Origin of the sequence: Nocardia sp. CA-084685 (genome assembly GCF_050955785.1) — a bacterium.
Classification (GTDB): domain Bacteria; phylum Actinomycetota; class Actinomycetes; order Mycobacteriales; family Mycobacteriaceae; genus Nocardia.
Genome location: NZ_CP192094.1, coordinates 2,201,722 through 2,218,163, shown reverse-complemented (window position 1 = coordinate 2,218,163; position 16,442 = coordinate 2,201,722). Strand labels below are relative to the sequence as shown.

The 16,442-nt window shown below is 64.8% G+C and carries 18 protein-coding genes; 11 read left to right on the top strand and 7 right to left on the bottom strand.

Features of this window, described 5'->3' with window-relative positions:
* Positions 1 to 36: 36 nt before the first annotated feature.
* Positions 37 to 219, bottom strand: a complete 183-nt coding sequence (locus tag ACQP2U_RS09880) for a hypothetical protein (protein WP_433714383.1) — start codon at positions 217 to 219, stop codon at positions 37 to 39.
* A gap of 289 nt (positions 220 to 508) precedes the next feature.
* Between ACQP2U_RS09880 and ACQP2U_RS09875 the strand changes: the two genes are divergently transcribed.
* Both ACQP2U_RS09875 and ACQP2U_RS09870 read left to right on the top strand, forming a co-directional pair.
* Positions 509 to 1,375: a class II glutamine amidotransferase gene (locus ACQP2U_RS09875; RefSeq protein WP_433714382.1), complete on the top strand. Its 867-nt coding sequence runs from the start codon at positions 509 to 511 to the stop codon at positions 1,373 to 1,375.
* Positions 1,376 to 1,510: 135 nt separating this feature from the next.
* Positions 1,511 to 3,148, top strand: a complete 1,638-nt coding sequence (locus ACQP2U_RS09870; protein WP_433714381.1) for a bifunctional 3'-5' exonuclease/DNA polymerase — start codon at positions 1,511 to 1,513, stop codon at positions 3,146 to 3,148.
* Here ACQP2U_RS09870 and ACQP2U_RS09865 read toward each other — a convergent pair.
* Positions 3,130 to 3,768 (bottom strand): glyoxalase, encoded by a 639-nt coding sequence (locus tag ACQP2U_RS09865; RefSeq protein ID WP_433714380.1) that lies wholly within the window; start codon positions 3,766 to 3,768, stop codon positions 3,130 to 3,132. The genes ACQP2U_RS09870 and ACQP2U_RS09865 overlap by 19 nt on opposite strands.
* Before the next feature lie 295 nt (positions 3,769 to 4,063).
* The gene (locus ACQP2U_RS09860; RefSeq protein ID WP_433714379.1) at positions 4,064 to 4,360 is read right to left on the bottom strand and encodes a hypothetical protein; all 297 of its coding nucleotides are present in this window, start codon (positions 4,358 to 4,360) and stop codon (positions 4,064 to 4,066) included.
* A gap of 690 nt (positions 4,361 to 5,050) precedes the next feature.
* Between ACQP2U_RS09860 and ACQP2U_RS09855 the strand changes: the two genes are divergently transcribed.
* The 6 genes from ACQP2U_RS09855 (at position 5,051) to ACQP2U_RS09830 (ending at position 10,149) form a co-directional block, all read left to right on the top strand.
* Positions 5,051 to 6,343: a helix-turn-helix domain-containing protein gene (locus ACQP2U_RS09855; protein ID WP_433714378.1), complete on the top strand. Its 1,293-nt coding sequence runs from the start codon at positions 5,051 to 5,053 to the stop codon at positions 6,341 to 6,343.
* An 83-nt stretch (positions 6,344 to 6,426) separates the two neighbouring features.
* Positions 6,427 to 6,999 carry a 2'-5' RNA ligase family protein gene (locus ACQP2U_RS09850; RefSeq protein WP_433714377.1) on the top strand — a complete coding sequence of 191 codons (573 nt, stop codon included), beginning with the start codon at positions 6,427 to 6,429 and terminating at the stop codon, positions 6,997 to 6,999.
* 109 nt (positions 7,000 to 7,108) lie between these two features.
* The gene (locus ACQP2U_RS09845; RefSeq protein WP_433714376.1) at positions 7,109 to 7,483 is read left to right on the top strand and encodes a hypothetical protein; all 375 of its coding nucleotides are present in this window, start codon (positions 7,109 to 7,111) and stop codon (positions 7,481 to 7,483) included.
* A 131-nt stretch (positions 7,484 to 7,614) separates the two neighbouring features.
* Positions 7,615 to 7,977, top strand: coding sequence for an NUDIX domain-containing protein (locus ACQP2U_RS09840; RefSeq protein ID WP_433714375.1), 363 nt, complete (start codon positions 7,615 to 7,617; stop codon positions 7,975 to 7,977).
* A gap of 78 nt (positions 7,978 to 8,055) precedes the next feature.
* Positions 8,056 to 9,399 carry a family 1 glycosylhydrolase gene (locus tag ACQP2U_RS09835; protein ID WP_433714374.1) on the top strand — a complete coding sequence of 448 codons (1,344 nt, stop codon included), beginning with the start codon at positions 8,056 to 8,058 and terminating at the stop codon, positions 9,397 to 9,399.
* Between the two features lie 180 nt (positions 9,400 to 9,579).
* Positions 9,580 to 10,149, top strand: a complete 570-nt coding sequence (locus ACQP2U_RS09830; RefSeq protein WP_433714373.1) for a putative glycolipid-binding domain-containing protein — start codon at positions 9,580 to 9,582, stop codon at positions 10,147 to 10,149.
* Between the two features lie 61 nt (positions 10,150 to 10,210).
* On the opposite strand, the gene ACQP2U_RS09825 is transcribed toward ACQP2U_RS09830, so the two are convergent.
* Entirely contained in the window at positions 10,211 to 10,858 is a 648-nt protein-coding gene (locus ACQP2U_RS09825) for a hypothetical protein (protein ID WP_433714372.1), read from the bottom strand.
* Between the two features lie 360 nt (positions 10,859 to 11,218).
* On the opposite strand from ACQP2U_RS09825, the gene ACQP2U_RS09820 reads away from it, so the two are divergent.
* From ACQP2U_RS09820 to ACQP2U_RS09810, 3 genes are all read left to right on the top strand, one after another.
* Positions 11,219 to 11,638, top strand: a complete 420-nt coding sequence (locus tag ACQP2U_RS09820; protein ID WP_433714371.1) for a YciI family protein — start codon at positions 11,219 to 11,221, stop codon at positions 11,636 to 11,638.
* A 15-nt stretch (positions 11,639 to 11,653) separates the two neighbouring features.
* Positions 11,654 to 12,925 carry an RNA polymerase sigma factor gene (locus tag ACQP2U_RS09815; protein WP_433714370.1) on the top strand — a complete coding sequence of 424 codons (1,272 nt, stop codon included), beginning with the start codon at positions 11,654 to 11,656 and terminating at the stop codon, positions 12,923 to 12,925.
* 161 nt (positions 12,926 to 13,086) lie between these two features.
* Positions 13,087 to 14,550 carry a short-chain fatty acid transporter gene (locus ACQP2U_RS09810; RefSeq protein ID WP_433714369.1) on the top strand — a complete coding sequence of 488 codons (1,464 nt, stop codon included), beginning with the start codon at positions 13,087 to 13,089 and terminating at the stop codon, positions 14,548 to 14,550.
* Between the two features lie 63 nt (positions 14,551 to 14,613).
* Here the strand turns inward: ACQP2U_RS09810 and ACQP2U_RS09805 are convergent, their stop codons facing one another.
* From ACQP2U_RS09805 to ACQP2U_RS09795, 3 genes are all read right to left on the bottom strand, one after another.
* Positions 14,614 to 14,814, bottom strand: coding sequence for a DUF6186 family protein (locus tag ACQP2U_RS09805; RefSeq protein WP_433714368.1), 201 nt, complete (start codon positions 14,812 to 14,814; stop codon positions 14,614 to 14,616).
* Entirely contained in the window at positions 14,811 to 15,224 is a 414-nt protein-coding gene (locus ACQP2U_RS09800; RefSeq protein WP_433714367.1) for a hypothetical protein, read from the bottom strand. Before ACQP2U_RS09800 ends, ACQP2U_RS09805 begins: the two co-directional genes overlap by 4 nt.
* Before the next feature lie 207 nt (positions 15,225 to 15,431).
* Positions 15,432 to 16,274 carry a MerR family transcriptional regulator gene (locus tag ACQP2U_RS09795; RefSeq protein ID WP_433714366.1) on the bottom strand — a complete coding sequence of 281 codons (843 nt, stop codon included), beginning with the start codon at positions 16,272 to 16,274 and terminating at the stop codon, positions 15,432 to 15,434.
* Between the last annotated feature and the right edge of the window lie 168 nt (positions 16,275 to 16,442).

The window sequence follows — 16,442 nt, the reverse complement described above, 5'->3', positions numbered from 1 at the left end:
CGCCGACGCAGGCTCAACGGTGGTTTCGATCCGGTCTTAGGGCTCGGAAGCACCGTCATCGACGGCCGGGTCCTCCGCACCGTTGTCCTCATCCGCGGCGCAACCGCCGTCCACGGCGCATGTGCTGCCTGTTGCGACTTCCGGTTCCGGGTCGCAAATCGTCGGTCGGTACACCTCTTGGCGGCGGGTCCACGCCGCAGCGGCGGCGTGCTCCGCCACATGTTTGCTCCACTCCCACATAGCCAATCCCCCTCAGAATCGAATCACTTGCGCACATCGGTTTACAGATTTCCGCCCCGCCCTGATGCGTCGTGATCACGATATGAGCGCGCTCCTTCTCGATCGAGAAGCCGCACCGGCCCGCACGCCGAACCCCCTGGTCCACCCGCCGGACAGGAATTCCGGACCGGACCCCGGAGATTCCGGACCGGAACGCAAAGATCGGCTGACCTGGGACTACGATCGCAGGACCGTCATCACACGCGGACAACGCCAAGCCAGGAGTCCCATGTGTCGTTTGTTCGGTTTGTCGGCCGCGCCGCAGCGGGTGCGGGCCACATTCTGGTTGCTGGATGCGCCGGACAGTCTGTCGATACAGAGCAGACGTGAACCCGACGGCGTCGGCCTCGGCACCTTCCCCGCCGACAAGGCCCCACTGGTGGAAAAACAACCCATCGCCGCATACGAGGACGTCCAATTCGCCCGGGAGGCGCGCGAACGAGAATCGATGACGTTCGTCGCACACATCCGCTACGCCACCACAGGCGACCTGCAACCCCGCAACACCCACCCGTTCGAACAACGAGGCCGCCTGTTCGCCCACAACGGCGTCCTGCACGGCCTCGACGAACTCGACTCCGAACTCGGCGACTACCTCGACCTGGTACACGGTGACACCGATTCCGAACGATTCTTCGCCCTGATCACCAAGCGCACCGACAAACACGACGGCGACGTCACCGCAGGAATCACCGACGCGGTCAGGTGGATCGCGGACCGCCTACCGGTCTACGCCCTCAACCTGGTGCTCACCACCGCGACGAACCTGTGGGCACTCCGATACCCCGATACGCACGACCTGTTCGTCCTGGAACGCGCCGCCGGCGGCCCCCGGGGCGATCGGCACCTGGACCAGGCCGGACGAGCCGGAATCCGAACCCGCAGTGGACACCTGCGCGACTTCCCAGCGGTCGTCGTCGCCAGCGAGCGCACCGACGAAGACCCACGCTGGCGAGCACTCTCCCCCGGCGAACTACTTCATGTCGACGACCATCTCCGCGTCCGCTCGACCACCATCCTGGACTATGGACCGCGCCATCAACTGTCGCTGGCACAGCTCGACACTCGTGCGGCGGCAGCACAATCCGGGCGGTGACCAGGCGGCGCGCGGGCAGCTTCCGCACCAACACCGTCATCCCGCTCGACGACGGAATCACCGGATGCGCCTAGATCCCCGACGGCCGACTCCGCTACCGCGGGGATGTCTGTGCTCGGTGCGAGACTCAGCGACGTGAGATGGGCAGTGGCGGAAACGGGCGACGGAGGTGCGCGTCTGTGTCCACTCGATCAGGACGGTCGGCCCGCGGGACCAGTGGTACACGAACCCTCACTCGCCGAGGCGGTGCGCGCACGTCCTGAGGTCGAGCGGTGGGTGTGGCGGTCCACGGCCGAGATCTACCGGTCGTTGTCGGCGGCGGGGGTGCGGGTCGAGCGGTGCTATGACGTGCAGGCCGCGGAGGCGCTGCTGATCGGACATGAGCAGGGACAGTCGGGGCAGGCTCGGTCGTTGGCGGCCGCTTGGGCGCGACTGCATAACCTGCCTGTCCCCCCGGATGCGCCCGCACGTGCCGCCGAGACTCAGCCGTCGCTGTTCGAATCGGGTCCGGTACCGCTACCGCCGGGCACGGATGAGTTCGACGCTCTGTTGGAGGTCTACGCCGGTCAGTTGGCCCGTACGGCGAAGACCGAACATCCGGACCGGATGCGGCTGCTTCTTGCCGCTGAATCGGCGGGCATGCTGGTTGCCACGGAGTTGTCCCGGAACGGGATCCCCTGGCGCGCCGACGTCCACCGCGAGTTGCTGGACAAGCTGCTGGGCGAGCGGTTTCCCGGCGGGATGGAACCGCGCCGGATGGCGGAGCTGGCCGACGAAGTGTCGCGGGCCTTCGGGGAAGGTGTGCGGGTTCGGCCAGACCTGCCCAACGACATCATCAGAGCCTTCGCCCGCGTCGGAATCTTATTGTCCTCCACTCGAAAATGGGAGCTCCAGCGCATCGATCACCCGGCGGTAGCGCCACTGCTGGCCTATAAATCGCTGTACCGCTTGTACACCGCGCACGGCTGGTCCTGGCTCGACCAGTGGGTGCACGGCGGCCGCTTTCATCCCGAGTACCTGCCCGGCGGCACGGTTTCGGGCCGATGGACCACCAATGGCGGCGGCGCCCTGCAGATCCCCAAGGTGATCCGGCAAGCGATACGGGCGGACCCGGGATGGCGTCTGGTGGTCGCCGACGCCGACCAAATGGAGCCACGAGTACTGGCGGCGATCTCACGCGACCCGGGATTGATGGAGGTGGCCGGTCGCGGCGAAGACTTATACGCCGGTGTCTTCGGCGGCGACCGCGCCCAGGCCAAAATCGCCCTGCTCGGCGCCATGTACGGCCAGACCTCCGGCGATGCCCTGACCCACATGGCCGAACTGCGTCGACGTTATCCGGCCGCGGTGGCGTATGTCGACGACGCGGCCCGCGCCGGTGAAGAGGGCCGCTTGGTGCGCACGTGGTTGGGTCGCACCTGTCCGCCAGCGTCGGTCGGATCCCCCGAGGCGCAGGGATATGGCAACACCTCCGCGGCGCGCGCTCGCGGCCGCTTCACGCGCAACTTCGTCGTGCAGGGCAGCGCCGCCGACTGGGCGCTGCTGGTGCTGGCGGGTGTGCGTCATGCGATGACGCACGCCGGACTTCGCGCCGAACTGGTCTTCTTCCAACACGACGAGGTAATCGTGCACTGCCCGGCCGAGGAAGCCTCGACGGTCGCCGAAATGATCGCGACCGCGGCCGAGGCCGCGGGCCGGATCGCCTTCGGGTCGACACCGGTGCGGTTCCCGTTCACGACAGCGGTGGTGGAGTGCTACTGGGACGCCAAGTGAGATTCCCACGCGAACCCGTCCGGATCGGTGAAGACTCCCGCACTGCCACCGATGACGATCCGATGCGACCCGGTTCCCTCCTGGGGCACGCCCGCATCCTTGGCCGCGGCACGTCGCCCGTAGAGCGCCAGCTTGATCGAGGACGCCGGGGTGTCGAACTCGACATACTTGCTGCCGAAGCTCTTTGCCACGGAAAAGCCGTGATCGACGTAGAACTGCTTGGTCGCCTTGACATCGTCGACCCCGAGCAGAACCACGAAATCGTCGACCGCGCGGGTAGCCGGACCGGTGTCCTTCTTCGACGACGTCGCGATCTTCCAAATCGCCCCATCAGGAGCCTGGACGACGCCGCCGTAGCCCCAGAAGCTCTTCTTGGCAGGCTTCAATATCGTCGCGCCGGCGTCGACAGCGGTGCCGATGAGACTGTCGACGGTGCTCGGCTGCGACACCACGAGCGAGAGGATGAAGCCACGGAAACCTGTCGTCGGCGCCTCCGAAGCGCGGACGCGCAGCTTGTCGCCGAGACCGAACGCGGCGGTGTAGAAGGCCTCTGCGGCCGCGGTGTCGGGCACCTCGAGGATGACGGATTCGATAGCGGCTTGGTTAACGGTGATGTTCATGTCAGCAACGCTATTTTCTACCCCCCAACCGGCGCTTCTCGATTCCTGATCGCTTCCGGCCCGCGGTCTGGATCAGATCGTCGTGGATGTGCCAACTCCGCGTCCAACTCGGAAATCCAGCCGTCTTCGTCAACCTGGCTCAGCCAGCCATCGGACAAGCCCTCATAGATCGGAGTGCTGTCAGTAGGCGCGAGCGCGAGCTTGTGGTGAGTGTCCTCATGGAAGACGGCGAGCAATGCCCGCACGGATGGCGCGATTTCGCTTCGATGGGACGGATCTATCTCCACCATCTGACCTACGCCTCCAACGGGTTCGGCAGATCCGTCAGGTTGATCAGCGCTGTCCAGTAGTCGTCACGAAGCGCGTCCCACAGGTCGCCGTGCTTGGGAAGCAACTCTCGAGCAGCGGCCAGATCCGGGTACGGCTCGAATATGACTGTTCCCGGTTGCACGTCCGGAAGCGGTGTGCGCGAAGGCAAGCGGTACGCGGTGAAAGATTCGGAAACGAATTGCACGCGCACGATGCGCGCGGCTTTCCCCGCCAACTGCCACACCGCAACCTTGCGACCATCGCGAGTTCGACTGGTGCGCATCCTATCTCGGCGCATCAGGCCCCTTTCTGGTTGGTGCGCCCGATGCCGGAGGAATCGACACCCCGGCACCGAGACGACTGTGCGGACGCAGACCGCTCGGCCCACTCACGAACCGCATCCGCGAACATCTCGACCACATCCGCAGCCGCGCCGCTATACCCCGCTACCGGCCCGATTAACGGAACACGTTGCGGCAGATTTGCATTCGTCATGGTTTCCTCCCGCCGATGTTGTGATCGCGGTACCCAACGTCGAGAGATGTACGCCATGATCGCGGGCTCGGATCAGCCGATGACATCGGAGAGACGGCCGAGTGACGCGCGGAACGGCTGGCACTGCGGTCCACCTCCGGTATGAGTAGTGACGATGGACGGGGCTTGCTCCCGGTCGATGTCCTCGGTGAGAGCTGCGCACCACAGTCGCGAGTCGTCAGTTCTGCGATGTCCAATCGCGTCGGCATCCTGTCCCCTCTTGGCAAATCGATGCAGCCCCGGCAGTAGCGTCCAACCGCGTGCCTAGAACTTGGACATCTCGCGCATTGGATGGAAAAGCCTGCGACCTGCGTCAGGTGTTGAAATGAGCCTGCAGCAAAGGAATCGGTCCATAACAGTGCGGAACCGGCGCGAGAATGGTTAAGAACGGGTAATTTGCTGTTCGGCACTGGTCTACGCAGGGGGAGCGAACCGTACGGTGAATATCGAGTGGACGCCCGCAGAGATCCGCGCCCTCCGCGAAGCGATGCGGCGCAGCCCATTGGAGTTCGCGCGCATCGTCGGCGTCACCAAACGGACCCTCAGCCTCTGGGAGTCCGGGCAGACGTCGAACATGCACGAGTCGAGTAAGCGCTTGCTGTACCAGGTTCTGGAGGATGCCACCGACGATGCGCAACAACGGTTTCGGACCTTCGCCGCAAACAATTCCCGCTCCGAGACCGCGCATGCGCCGAGCGACGGGGACCTTCTACTCGCGACGGCCGATGAATCAGCGTCATTACTGGCATGGGCGGAAGCGACAAACGTGGGTCCGCTGACGATCAAAGACCTGCGGGACAACCTGCGCTGGGTGACACGTGAATACCTGAAATCACCGACGCTGCCGCTGTTTCGGCGGGTGGTCCAGACTCGAGATCGGGCGATCGAATTGCTCCAGGGACGGCAACGCCCCAGACAGAGCGCCGAACTCTACGGAATCGCCGGATGGTCCATGACGATCCTGGGCTGGATCACTACCGACCTCGGGAATCCGGAGATCGCAGAGCGACATCTGCGCGCCGCGTGGGCCCTTGCCGAGAACACCGAAGACAACGAGCTGCGCGCCTGGATCCGGGCCGCGCAGAACACCGCGGCGGCGTGGCGCGGGCAATACGATGAGGCCGCCAGTGCCGCAGCAGACGGTCTCACCTATGCCAACGCTGGAACAGCACCGCTTATCCTGGCAAGCGCCAGGGCGATCGACCTGGCCCACCTCGACCGCAGGCAGGAATCAGCAGCTGCGATTCAACAAGCGCTCGATATCGCAGTGCAGCTGCAAGACGAACCACAGAGCGACCAATTTGCTGGCCCCTTCTCATGCCCCGTCGAACGCGCTGGTGGCTACTGGTCTGATGCCGCGCTCGTCAACGATGACCCAGCGAAATCGATCGAGTTCGCTACCAGTGCTCTCGAGCAGTTCCGCAGCGCCGCACCGGCATTGCGCAACCTCGGCTCCGAACGCATGGTGCGCTGCCAGCAGATCAAGGGATACATCGTGCTCGGCGACCTCGATGTCGCGGCTACCGAACTGGCCGAGGTTGCGGCGACAACACCGGTAGAACACCGTGTCGGGCCGTTGATCCAACGGATCGATGAAATCGCCCAACTGGCCTGCGGGACAACGGGATGCGCAAGCCGTACCACCGAAATCATTGATGTCGCGTCGGCATTTCGACAACTCGCCGATCTCGGGCCCTTGCCAGCGCTTGCAGCCGGGACGAACGGAAACTGACTCACATGGCTGAAGATTCAACGCATGATCATTGGTGGTGGCGTCCAGGTTGGAGAGTAGGCCGGTCGTTCTACACCTGGCACGTGACCTTCACCGACAACTCCCCGGTTCGACGTCTCGTCGACCTGTTCGAACCAATGCTGGCGCAAATTCCGACGATGGACCCTGTTGGCAAAGAGGGTCTGCACATCACGATCCAGGGCATCGGGTTCACCGATGAGGTCTTGGCGCGAGACGCCGAGCGAATCGCTGATGGCGCCGCCGAACACCTTTCCCGGCGTCAACCATTCGACGCGCGGATCGGGCCGCCCACCGTGGATGCAGAAACCGTCGGGATGCCGATTTCGAACACCGAAAGCTTCCAGCAAGTGCGCCACGCATTACAACAAGCCATCGCGGACGTGTGGGGCATCGATAACGTGCCCGAACGCCACGACCGGTTTCAACCCCACCTCACCCTCGCCTACTCCACCGGCGTGGCACCGATGGCCGTCATGCGTGACCTACTGACCCGAAATCAGTTGAGCGACATCGAGGTTGTCGAGCAGGTGAAAGCCGTATCACTGATCGAGCTGAATCGGGACAACCACCGATATGAATGGCGCGAGATCGCCGAGGTGCCGCTGGGCACTGCCAACTCAGCCGGAATCCAGTAACAGTTCGACGCTGTCGACTATCACTGGTACTCCAAGAACACACCGAGATCGAACGGACGACTAGTACCGATACGCTCGAACCGACGGTCACTGCGGGGGGGCGATTGCGATGTCAGAACACCGCGAGGCGCAGGTCAGGTTGCGGCTCGCGGACGCTCGCGCTCGTCTGCTGTCGACCAGCGAGACGTTCGCACGCGCCGAGGGCGGTCGCGAACCAGAGCGCTCGGAAGTATTCCGAGCCGCTCAGAACGAGATCCACGCGGCAGAGCAAGCCCGCAACCGTCTGCTCGTCGAGCTGGTCGGCGACGCTGAAACAGTGCCGATCGAGCTGGCAAAGCGACTCGGGCTGACCGGGCGCGAGGCCGCGCACATCATCGACACCGCGCGAGCGGGTTCGCAGCGGATGAAGGCTCACGTGTTGGGAGAAGCATCAAACTCCGAGACCCGGCCCGTCTGGACTAGCGAGACGGACTCGAAGCAGTAGGCGCTTCTCCCTTTTCGCTTCCCAAGCCGTGGGCACCGCGCCCGGTCCGATCTCTGACACGATGGGCAACCGATGAACGCCACCACCGAAATCATCGCCCGCGCTGTCATCGGTGACGACGTCGGATACTCGTGGCACGCGAACGCGGCAAAACCTGGTTCTTCCTCCCCGGCGGGCATGTCGAGCCCGGCGAACCGGTCGAATCCGCACTGATTCGCGAACTCACCGAAGAACTCGGAGCCGCCAGCAGGATTGTCGGCTTCGCCGGTGTAGTCGAGCACGGGTACAGAGACCGTGGCACTGCACACCACGAAGTCGATCTCATCTTCGATACGGAACTCGACGGCACACCGGTCAGCCAGGAAGACCATCTCGAATTCGATTGGCTACCAATCGATCAGATCGACAGGACCGACCTGCGCCCAGCAGCTGTGAAAACCGTTATCGCACGGGGCACGCAGTCGTTCTCGCACGGCTGGAAGGCTGACGAATAGCACGGCTGCAAATGCGGCAAATCAGGCCAGCATTCGTGATTCGTCCAGCGCTGGCGGCGACCGAGCTACCCTGAATTGATGCGATCCCGGTTCCGTCGGTACGTCCTGGCCGCGCTCGCCGCCGCCGCGTCGACCTTGTTGCTCTGCACGAACTCCTCCGCCGTCCCGCCGATCCGCTCGAACGCCCTACCGGTACTCGACTCGGACTTCCTCTGGGGTGTCGCCTCCTCCGGATTCCAGTCCGAAGGCCATGCGCCGGATAGCAATTGGACGCGTTACAGCGCGAATTCCGGTGCCGACGCACTGCAGGATTCGGTCGACTTCTACGACCGATATGCCTCCGATATCGACCTGGCAGCCGCGCTGGGTGTGAAGGTGTTCCGGATCGGAATCGAATGGGCTCGTGTGCAACCCACGCCGGGCACCTGGGATGCGGGCGCGTTCGGTTTCTACGACGCGGTGATCGCGAAGATCGTGGCTTCCGGGATGCGACCGATGATCACCCTGGACCACTGGGTCTACCCCGGCTGGGCCGCCGACCGCGGCGGCTGGCGTAACCCGGGCATGGTCGGGGATTGGCTGGCCAATATGCGTACGGTCGTCGACCGCTACGCATCGCGAAATCCATTGTGGGTCACCGTGAACGAGCCGGTCGCCTACATCGTGCACGAGACCAGTCGAGGCGCGGCGAGCGGGCCCGAGATGCTCGACCGCCTCGCGCAGGCCCACAACGCCATCTACGACTACATCCACGAGGTCCAGCCCGGTGCTCAGGTGACCAGCAACGTCGGTTACGTCGCGGGATCGGAGGCGCAGGTCAACGGCGAGTTCGTCGATCGCATCGCGAACCGGCTCGACTACGTGGGCGTCGACTACTACTTCGCCTACGATCCGGTGCAGTCGCTGCTGAGTTCCATCACCAGGGCCATCGGATCGGCGATGCCGCAGCTGCCCGGACAACGCATCTGGGAGCTGCCCGTGCGCACCGAGGGCATTTACTATGCGCTGCAATACTATTCGCGCCGCTTCCCGAACAAACCGCTCTACATCGTGGAGAACGGCATGCCCACCGAAAACGGCATCCCCCGCGGCGACGGCTATACCCGCAGCGATCACCTCCGCGACACCGTCTACTGGATCCAACGCGCCAAAGCCGACGGCATGAACGTCATCGGATACAACTACTGGAGCCTCACCGACAACTACGAATGGGGCAGCTACACACCACGTTTCGGCCTCTACACCGTCGACGTGCGCACCGACCCTTCCCTCACCCGCCGCCCCACCGACGGCGTCGGCACCTACACCCAGCTCATCGCAGCAGGCGGCCTCCCCGCCGACTACCGCCCCACCCGTCCCCCATCGTTCTGCGTCCTCGTCGACCCACCGGCCAGCTGCCTGAGCCCGGTCGCAAACCCATAGCGTGCGGCACCGGCTGCATATAGAAACCGCCGCACGCGGTCGCTGTCAGGCGCCGAATCGCCGCTCGGTTCGTCGAACGCGCCCACGGCGACACCGCTGTCACTGGGTAGCGACGAGTCGGAATGCTTGTGCTGACAATCGGGGTTGTACGGGTAGGTGCGAGTTCCGCGGAGATTGCCGATGACTTTCATAGATTTGCCGAGTGTCGCGTCGTGGCGGCACGTAGGAGCTCGGACGGGTTTCGAGGTCGCTTACTTCACCGCTGACCAGGGCGGACAGCGGGTCGAGGGCGTCACAACGGCCACCGAGGGCAGTCAATCCTGGATTGTGGACTATGTGATCGAGGTGGACCGGTCGTGGTTGACCAGGTCCGCGCGGATCACCGGCCGGAGTGCGGACCTGGCCCGCACCATCGTTATCGAGGCAGATGGCATGGGCCACTGGCAGATCGATGGCGTCCCGGCACCGCATCTGCGTGGGTGCCTGGATCTGGACCTGGAAGCGTCAGCGGTGACCAACACCTTTCCCCTGCACCGGCTGAGTCTGCCGATCGGACGAAAAGCGGCCGCACCGGCCGCATACGTTCGAGCGGTCGGACTTGCGGTGGACCGCTTGGAGCAGACGTATTCGCTTGTCAGCGAACAGGTTTACGACTATGCCGCTCCCGCATTCGACTTCGCCTGCAGCCTCACCTACGACCGACACGGCCTGATCCTCGACTATCCAGGCATCGCGACGCGAGTCCAATGACGACATATTTCGATTGCGTGCTGCGTGATCACGGGTTCGAACCGCTGTAGGTGGAGGTCCTTCAGCTGGCGGGTGTCTGCACGGCTATTTCGCCACCCAGTTCATAGCCACCACTGAGCTCCAGTCCGTCGCCACTCCAAAACCGGCCGGGGTCATACCAATTGGGGCTGCGCTGTTGCGATAACAGTCCCATCGACTGGTAGGTCGCGGCCACGATCTCCGCGCAGTACGCGCTTTCCAACTCCCGCGCGACTGCTCGGCTCGACCGGCGGCGCGGGAGCCGCACCCGACCGCGTAACCAGCGTCCGGCGAGACCGGCAGTGGAGGGAAAAGGAGTTCCATCGAGTCGAGCGATGGTACGCAGCACGCTGTCTTCCATCTCTTTGGTTGCCGGACGGTTCAATTGGCGCAACCACGCCTGCTGACCGTAGCGGTGTGTCCACACCGAAACCGCATCACGCAGGTTGTGCAGCTGCACGCCACGATGCGCGACACCCGACCACATATCGGTCAGTGATCGACCGAGCTCCGCATGCCAGATCAACGCGGGCAGGTCATCGAGCACAACCGACATTCCCACATGGTTCACCGGACTGTTCGTGGTCATCCGAATCGCACGGTCGGCCGCCGAATGCCCACGGAACAACCAGATATCGCCAGTTCTGGTGAGCTCGAGCGCCCGATCGAGACTGATGCTCGTCCCCGTCATGGACGTAGCCTATGCGGTATGAGGTGGTGGAAGGCAGTGGGATTGGCAGGTGCCGCCGGTGTAGTCGCAACCGGCGTAGTGATCGTGCGGGCTGAACGCCGCCGCCGCGCCTACACTCCGGACCAGGTCCGCGAACAACTACATGTGCGATTCGCCCAAGCAACCTCCGCCGAGCAACCCGCTCCCCTCGCTGAGGACATCCCGGGCATCCGAAGCCGAATTCGCCGCCTGTTTCACCGCCGACAAGCCGGTCGGCAAGGGTGAAAAAGAAATTTCGGCGGCGCGTCGATCTTCGGCCTTCCCCGTTCGACTAAGGGGTGAGAGGGTCCGAGAGGGGCCCGAGGAGTCGAGGAGATAAACATGAAGTACATGCTGATCTGGCGCGCCACCGACGAGGCCTATGCGGGGATGGCGAATAGCGACTTCGACAAGTTGCTCGAGACCGTCGGTCGGTACAACGAGGAGATGATCCGAGCGGGCGTGCTGCTCGCCGCGGAAGGTCTCGCGGATGCCGCCGACAGCGTGGTCGTCGACTATTCCACGGAAACGCCGGTGGTCACGGACGGACCGTACGGCGAGACCAAGGAGCTGTTCGGCGGGTTCTACATTCTCAACGTGGCATCGAAGGAGGAAGCGGTGGAGTGGGCCAAGCGGTCGCCGATCACCGGCCCCGGTTTCAAGACCGAGATCCGCCGGGTTACCACGATCGATGAGTTCCCACAGGACAACGAGTGGATCCAGAAAGAGCGGAAGTGGCGGGAAGCGACCGGTCAGCTCTGAGCGGATCGAACGGCGATGGCTGATCACACCGGCCGTGCGGCCGTCGCCGCCATCTGGCGGATCGAGTCGGCGCGGATCGTCGGTGCGCTCGCACGGTACACCGGCGATTTCGCGCTGGCCGAGGACCTCGCCCAGGAAGCGTTGGCCGAGGCGCTGGTGACTTGGCCACGTGACGGCGCGCCCCGTAACCCCGCGGGGTGGTTGCTCACCGTCGGGCGGCGTCGTGCGATCGACGCGTTCCGTCGGCGCGCCGCTCTCGATGAGAGATATGCCGCCCTCGGCCGTGAACTGAGCGAAGGCGGCGTGGCCTCCGGGGGCGAACCCACTCGCGAGGCCGAGGACCTGCTCTGGGATCCGGACCGGATCGATGACGATGTGCTCGCGTTGATGTTCATCTCCTGTCATCCGGTGCTGTCGCGGGAGGCGAGGGGGGCGCTCACCCTGCGGGTGGTCGGCGGTCTTACCAGCGATGAGATCGCGAAGGCGTTCCTCGTGCCGACCGCCACCGTGCAGGCCAGGATCACCCGCGCGAAGAAGACCTTGACGGCGGCGCGGACGCGGTTCGAGGTGCCCTCGGCCCGGGAGCGGGCCGAGCGCCTCGGCTCGGTGCTCAGCGTGATCTATCTGATCTTCACCGAAGGTTCCTCGGCCAGCTCCGGCGGCGAGCTGATCCGATTCGAGCTAGCAAGCGAGGCACAGCGTCTCGCGCGGGTGTTGGCCAGGCTGGTGCCGAACGAACCCGAGGTCCACGGTCTGCTCGGACTGCTCGAACTGACCGCCGCGCGTTTCCCGGCGCGTACCGGGCCGGACGGCGAGCCGGTTTTATTGGAACAGCAGGACCGTCGCCGCTGGGACCGCGCCGCGATCCGCCGGGGACGGGCCGCCCTAGCCCGCGCGGAGCAAGTCGGTCGCGGCCTCGGGGCCTACGGCTTGCAGGCGGCGATCGCCGAATGTCATGCCGTCGCAGCCTCGGTCGAGACTACGAACTGGGAGCGCATCGTGGTTCTTTACGAGGCGCTCGGCAGACTGGCTCCGTCGCCGGTGGTCGACCTCAACCGAGCGGTGGCAGTCTCCATGGCGCAGGGACCGGCCGCGGCGCTGCCGATCGTCGACAGGTTGGCGGGGGCGCTGTCGAATTCGCATCTGCTGTGGAGCGTTCGCGGTGAGCTGCTCACCCGCCTGGGACGCACCGATGAGGCGCGCGCCGAACTCGAGCGCGCGGCAAAGCTGTGCGGCAACGAGCGCGAGCGGACGGTGCTGCGGCGCAAACTCGCCGAGCTCGGCTGAACCGCATACCACCGCCTATTTCTGCATTTTTGCAGACCGTACCTGCGCATTTCTCTCTTGCTGGACGCAAGGGAGGACATCGATACTCGCCAAGCGAGCCTTGTGTGGTGCGTCACATGCATCGCACAGCCTCGTGCGGAGAGAAAGGTGAGGACCACGAGATGACGTCCACCAGTACGGAAACCGGGGCCGAAAAGGCTGAAGCAACCAGCCGTGAGAAGGGTCTTGCGCGGGTTGCGCAGTCGCTCGCCAGGTGGACAGAGAAGTGGTTCCCGGACGCATACGTTGTCGCGCTGGCGGGTGTGTTCATCGTGGCCGTCGCCGCGCTGGCCAATGGCTCGTCGCCGCGAACAGTCGCGAACGCGTTCGGCGACGGCTTCTGGGATCTGACCGCATTCACCCTCCAGATGGCCATGGTGGTGCTCACCGGATACGTCATCGCCACCTCCCCTCCCGTCGCCCGGCTGATCGACCGACTGGCCACCGTGCCGCAAACTGCCAGCAGCGCAGTGAGTTTCGTGGCCTTCCTGTCTATGTCGATATCATTTCTGAACTGGGGACTCAGCCTGGTTTTCGGCGGTCTGCTGGCCCGTGCGATTGCCCGTCGGACCGATCTGCGTGTGGACTATCGCGCGCTGGGCGCGGCGGCATTCATGGGGTTGGGCGCGGTGTGGGCGCTGGGAATATCCTCCTCGGCCGCGCAGCTTCAGGCCACGGCCACCTCGCTGCCTCCGGCCCTGCTGAAAATCACCGGTGTCCTGGACTTCGGGCACACGATCTTCACGTGGCAGTCCCTGCTCATGTGCGCCATCATCATGGCGCTGACGGTGCTGATCGCGCACTTCTCGGCGCCGAAGGACGCGGCGATCAAGACCGCACAGGACCTCGACGTCGATCTGGACGACCAGCCCGACGAAGTGGCACCACGCTCGCGTCCCGGGGAATGGCTCGAGTACAGCCGTGTCCTGCCGATCCTCGCCGGGGTGATGACGGTGGGCTGGTTGATTTCCCAGCTCACCAGCAAACCGGTACTCACCGTGGTCAGCAGCTTGAATGGTTATCTGCTCGTATTCCTCATGCTCGGCTTGGCGCTGCACGGGACCCCGCGCAAATTCCTGCAGGCCATCTCCCTCGCCGTACCCGCGACGGCCGGAATTCTCGTCCAATTCCCGCTGTACGCCGCCATGGCCGCGATCCTCACCAAAGCCAAAGGCAGGGGCGGACTCACCATCTCCGAACACCTCGCGCACTTCTTCACCAGCATCGGCGGTGGGGGAAGCTTCGCCATCGTCATCGCCGTCTATACCGTGATACTCGGCATCTTCGTCCCGTCCGGCGGCGGAAAATGGCTGGTCGAAGCCCCTTACGTCATGCAGGCATCGACCGATGTCCACATGAACCTGGGCTGGACGGTGCAGATCTACAACGTGGCCGAGGCACTGCCGAACCTGATCAACCCGTTCTTCATGCTGCCGCTACTGGCAGTGCTCAAATTGCGGGCACGCGACCTCGTCGGATTCACGTTCTTGCAGTTCTTATTCCACTTGCCGGTGGTACTGCTTCTCGTATGGTTGCTCGGAATGACATTCGAGTACGTCCCCCCGATCCTGCCCGCCGCGCCGTGATCCCATCGGCATCGCGGAGCCAGGTCCAGCGGGCACTTTCGCGAGCATGGACCTCGAGCCCTCCTACCGCGCGAGAAAGTGCCACCCGACCCATGCCCATATGAGCACAGCGGCAATCCTCGCCACCCGAGTGCGCGTCAGGTATGCAATCGTTTCCCCAACGGGCGCGACCAGATCCCGGCGCATATGGGTAAACACGACCACGCCGAGCGTGACCACCAGCACCAGCACGAACCCGACGATGACGATCACCCGATCACTCATCTCGACACCAGCCACCAGCCGACACCCAGCCACACCAGCCATCCGGCGAATCGCAGCGGTCCCTGCTCGAGTGCCGGATCCAGCAGGGTCGACAAAGTCGGGTACAGCTCGCTCGGATGCATCCAATCCGGTTGCCGCACAAAGGCATACATCTCCCATGCCGACGCAACGACCAACAACGTCGACCAAACAGCCACGCCGCGCCGCAGCCGGGGGGTGCGTGGAATCTGCTCGGGTCGCGCGCGGAACGCCAGCACCAACACCACGACCACCGGCACCACGATCAGGACGGTCGCCGACCAACTGAACGTTCGGGTAGCTGCCCCACTCGCCGCCAGCACAGCACCGACGGCCAGCAGCAGCATCGACTGCCGAAGTGGTCGCACTGAGCGCGCCGGATCCCCTGTCACGTGCGCAGAATAAGCCCCTGAGCACCGGATTCGGGCGTATATCGGTGGCATCTCGGCATCGAGTCGATGACGAGAAATGCAGCCGCGTCTGCCCCAGACACCGCATGCATCGAATACGCATCGATTGGTGAGTGTCGTACAACAGGCTGACGCCGAGGATTCGGGGCAGGGGCTGATGGATCGGTCCAGGTGGACCCGACACGGAAATCAGGTGAATTGCACGACGGCGGCGTCGAGACTGTCGAGTGTGCGAACCCGCGCCGGCAGCCGCACCGCTTCCCACCCCGGGCCACCGACGAATACGTCCGCGCCGGCATCGACACAGGTGCGGACGGCGGAGACGAGCGCAGTCGATTCCTGGTGGGACCACAGCAGTACGGGGGTCGGTCGCGGCCGCCGGGTCAATGTGTCCGCCAGAGCGCCGGCCGGTACGTCGGCGCCCAGCATCAGTGCGCCGACACCGCGTTCGGCCAGGGCGGCGCGCAACGCCTCCAGCGGCAGCGTGTGCGCTTCACCGCTGGTGCAAGCGAGCACCGCCGCGGCCGGTTCCGGCGGCACCAGCGGCGGATAGTTGCGCTGCAGCACCGCGGTGACGCACCAGGACAGCAGGTGTTCGACGTCGATACAGCCGACGCCGCGCTGCTGTTCGGCGACGATCTCGGCGAATGCGGGGCGACACAGTTCGTTCCAGGTTTCGAGCACGCCGTAGTCGCGGAAATGCGTGGCCAGCTGCCCGGACACCGCGGCCGAGTCGAGGGCGAAGGCCGCTGCCAGCAAGGTTTTCCGGTCGCCCGCCGCGACGGCCGGACCCCGCACCGCGGCGGCGGCACCGGCCGGGCTGGCACCGGAGCGCATGAGCGCGATCATGCGTTCCAGCGCCGCGATGTCCGCCTCGGTGTAAAGCCGGTGCTGCCCCGGGCGACGGCGAGTCGGTCCGATGTCATACCGCTGGTTCCAGCTGCGCAGGGTAGCGATCGGGACGCCGAGCCGGTCGGCGACCGCACGCACGGTGTACCCCGCCACGGAATCAGGGGTGGCACCGGCACTCATGGGCTCATTCTGCCTGCCCGCCACCGGATGTCGTGGTGCGGCACCACGTGTCCAGGCGGTTCGCGTCGGGTTCTCCTGCGATTCCTGGGCATGGGGCCGGAGTCCAGCCGGTTCAGACATGCATCGATTATGCATCGATAGATGGTAGGGTGGGAATTCCATAGACCC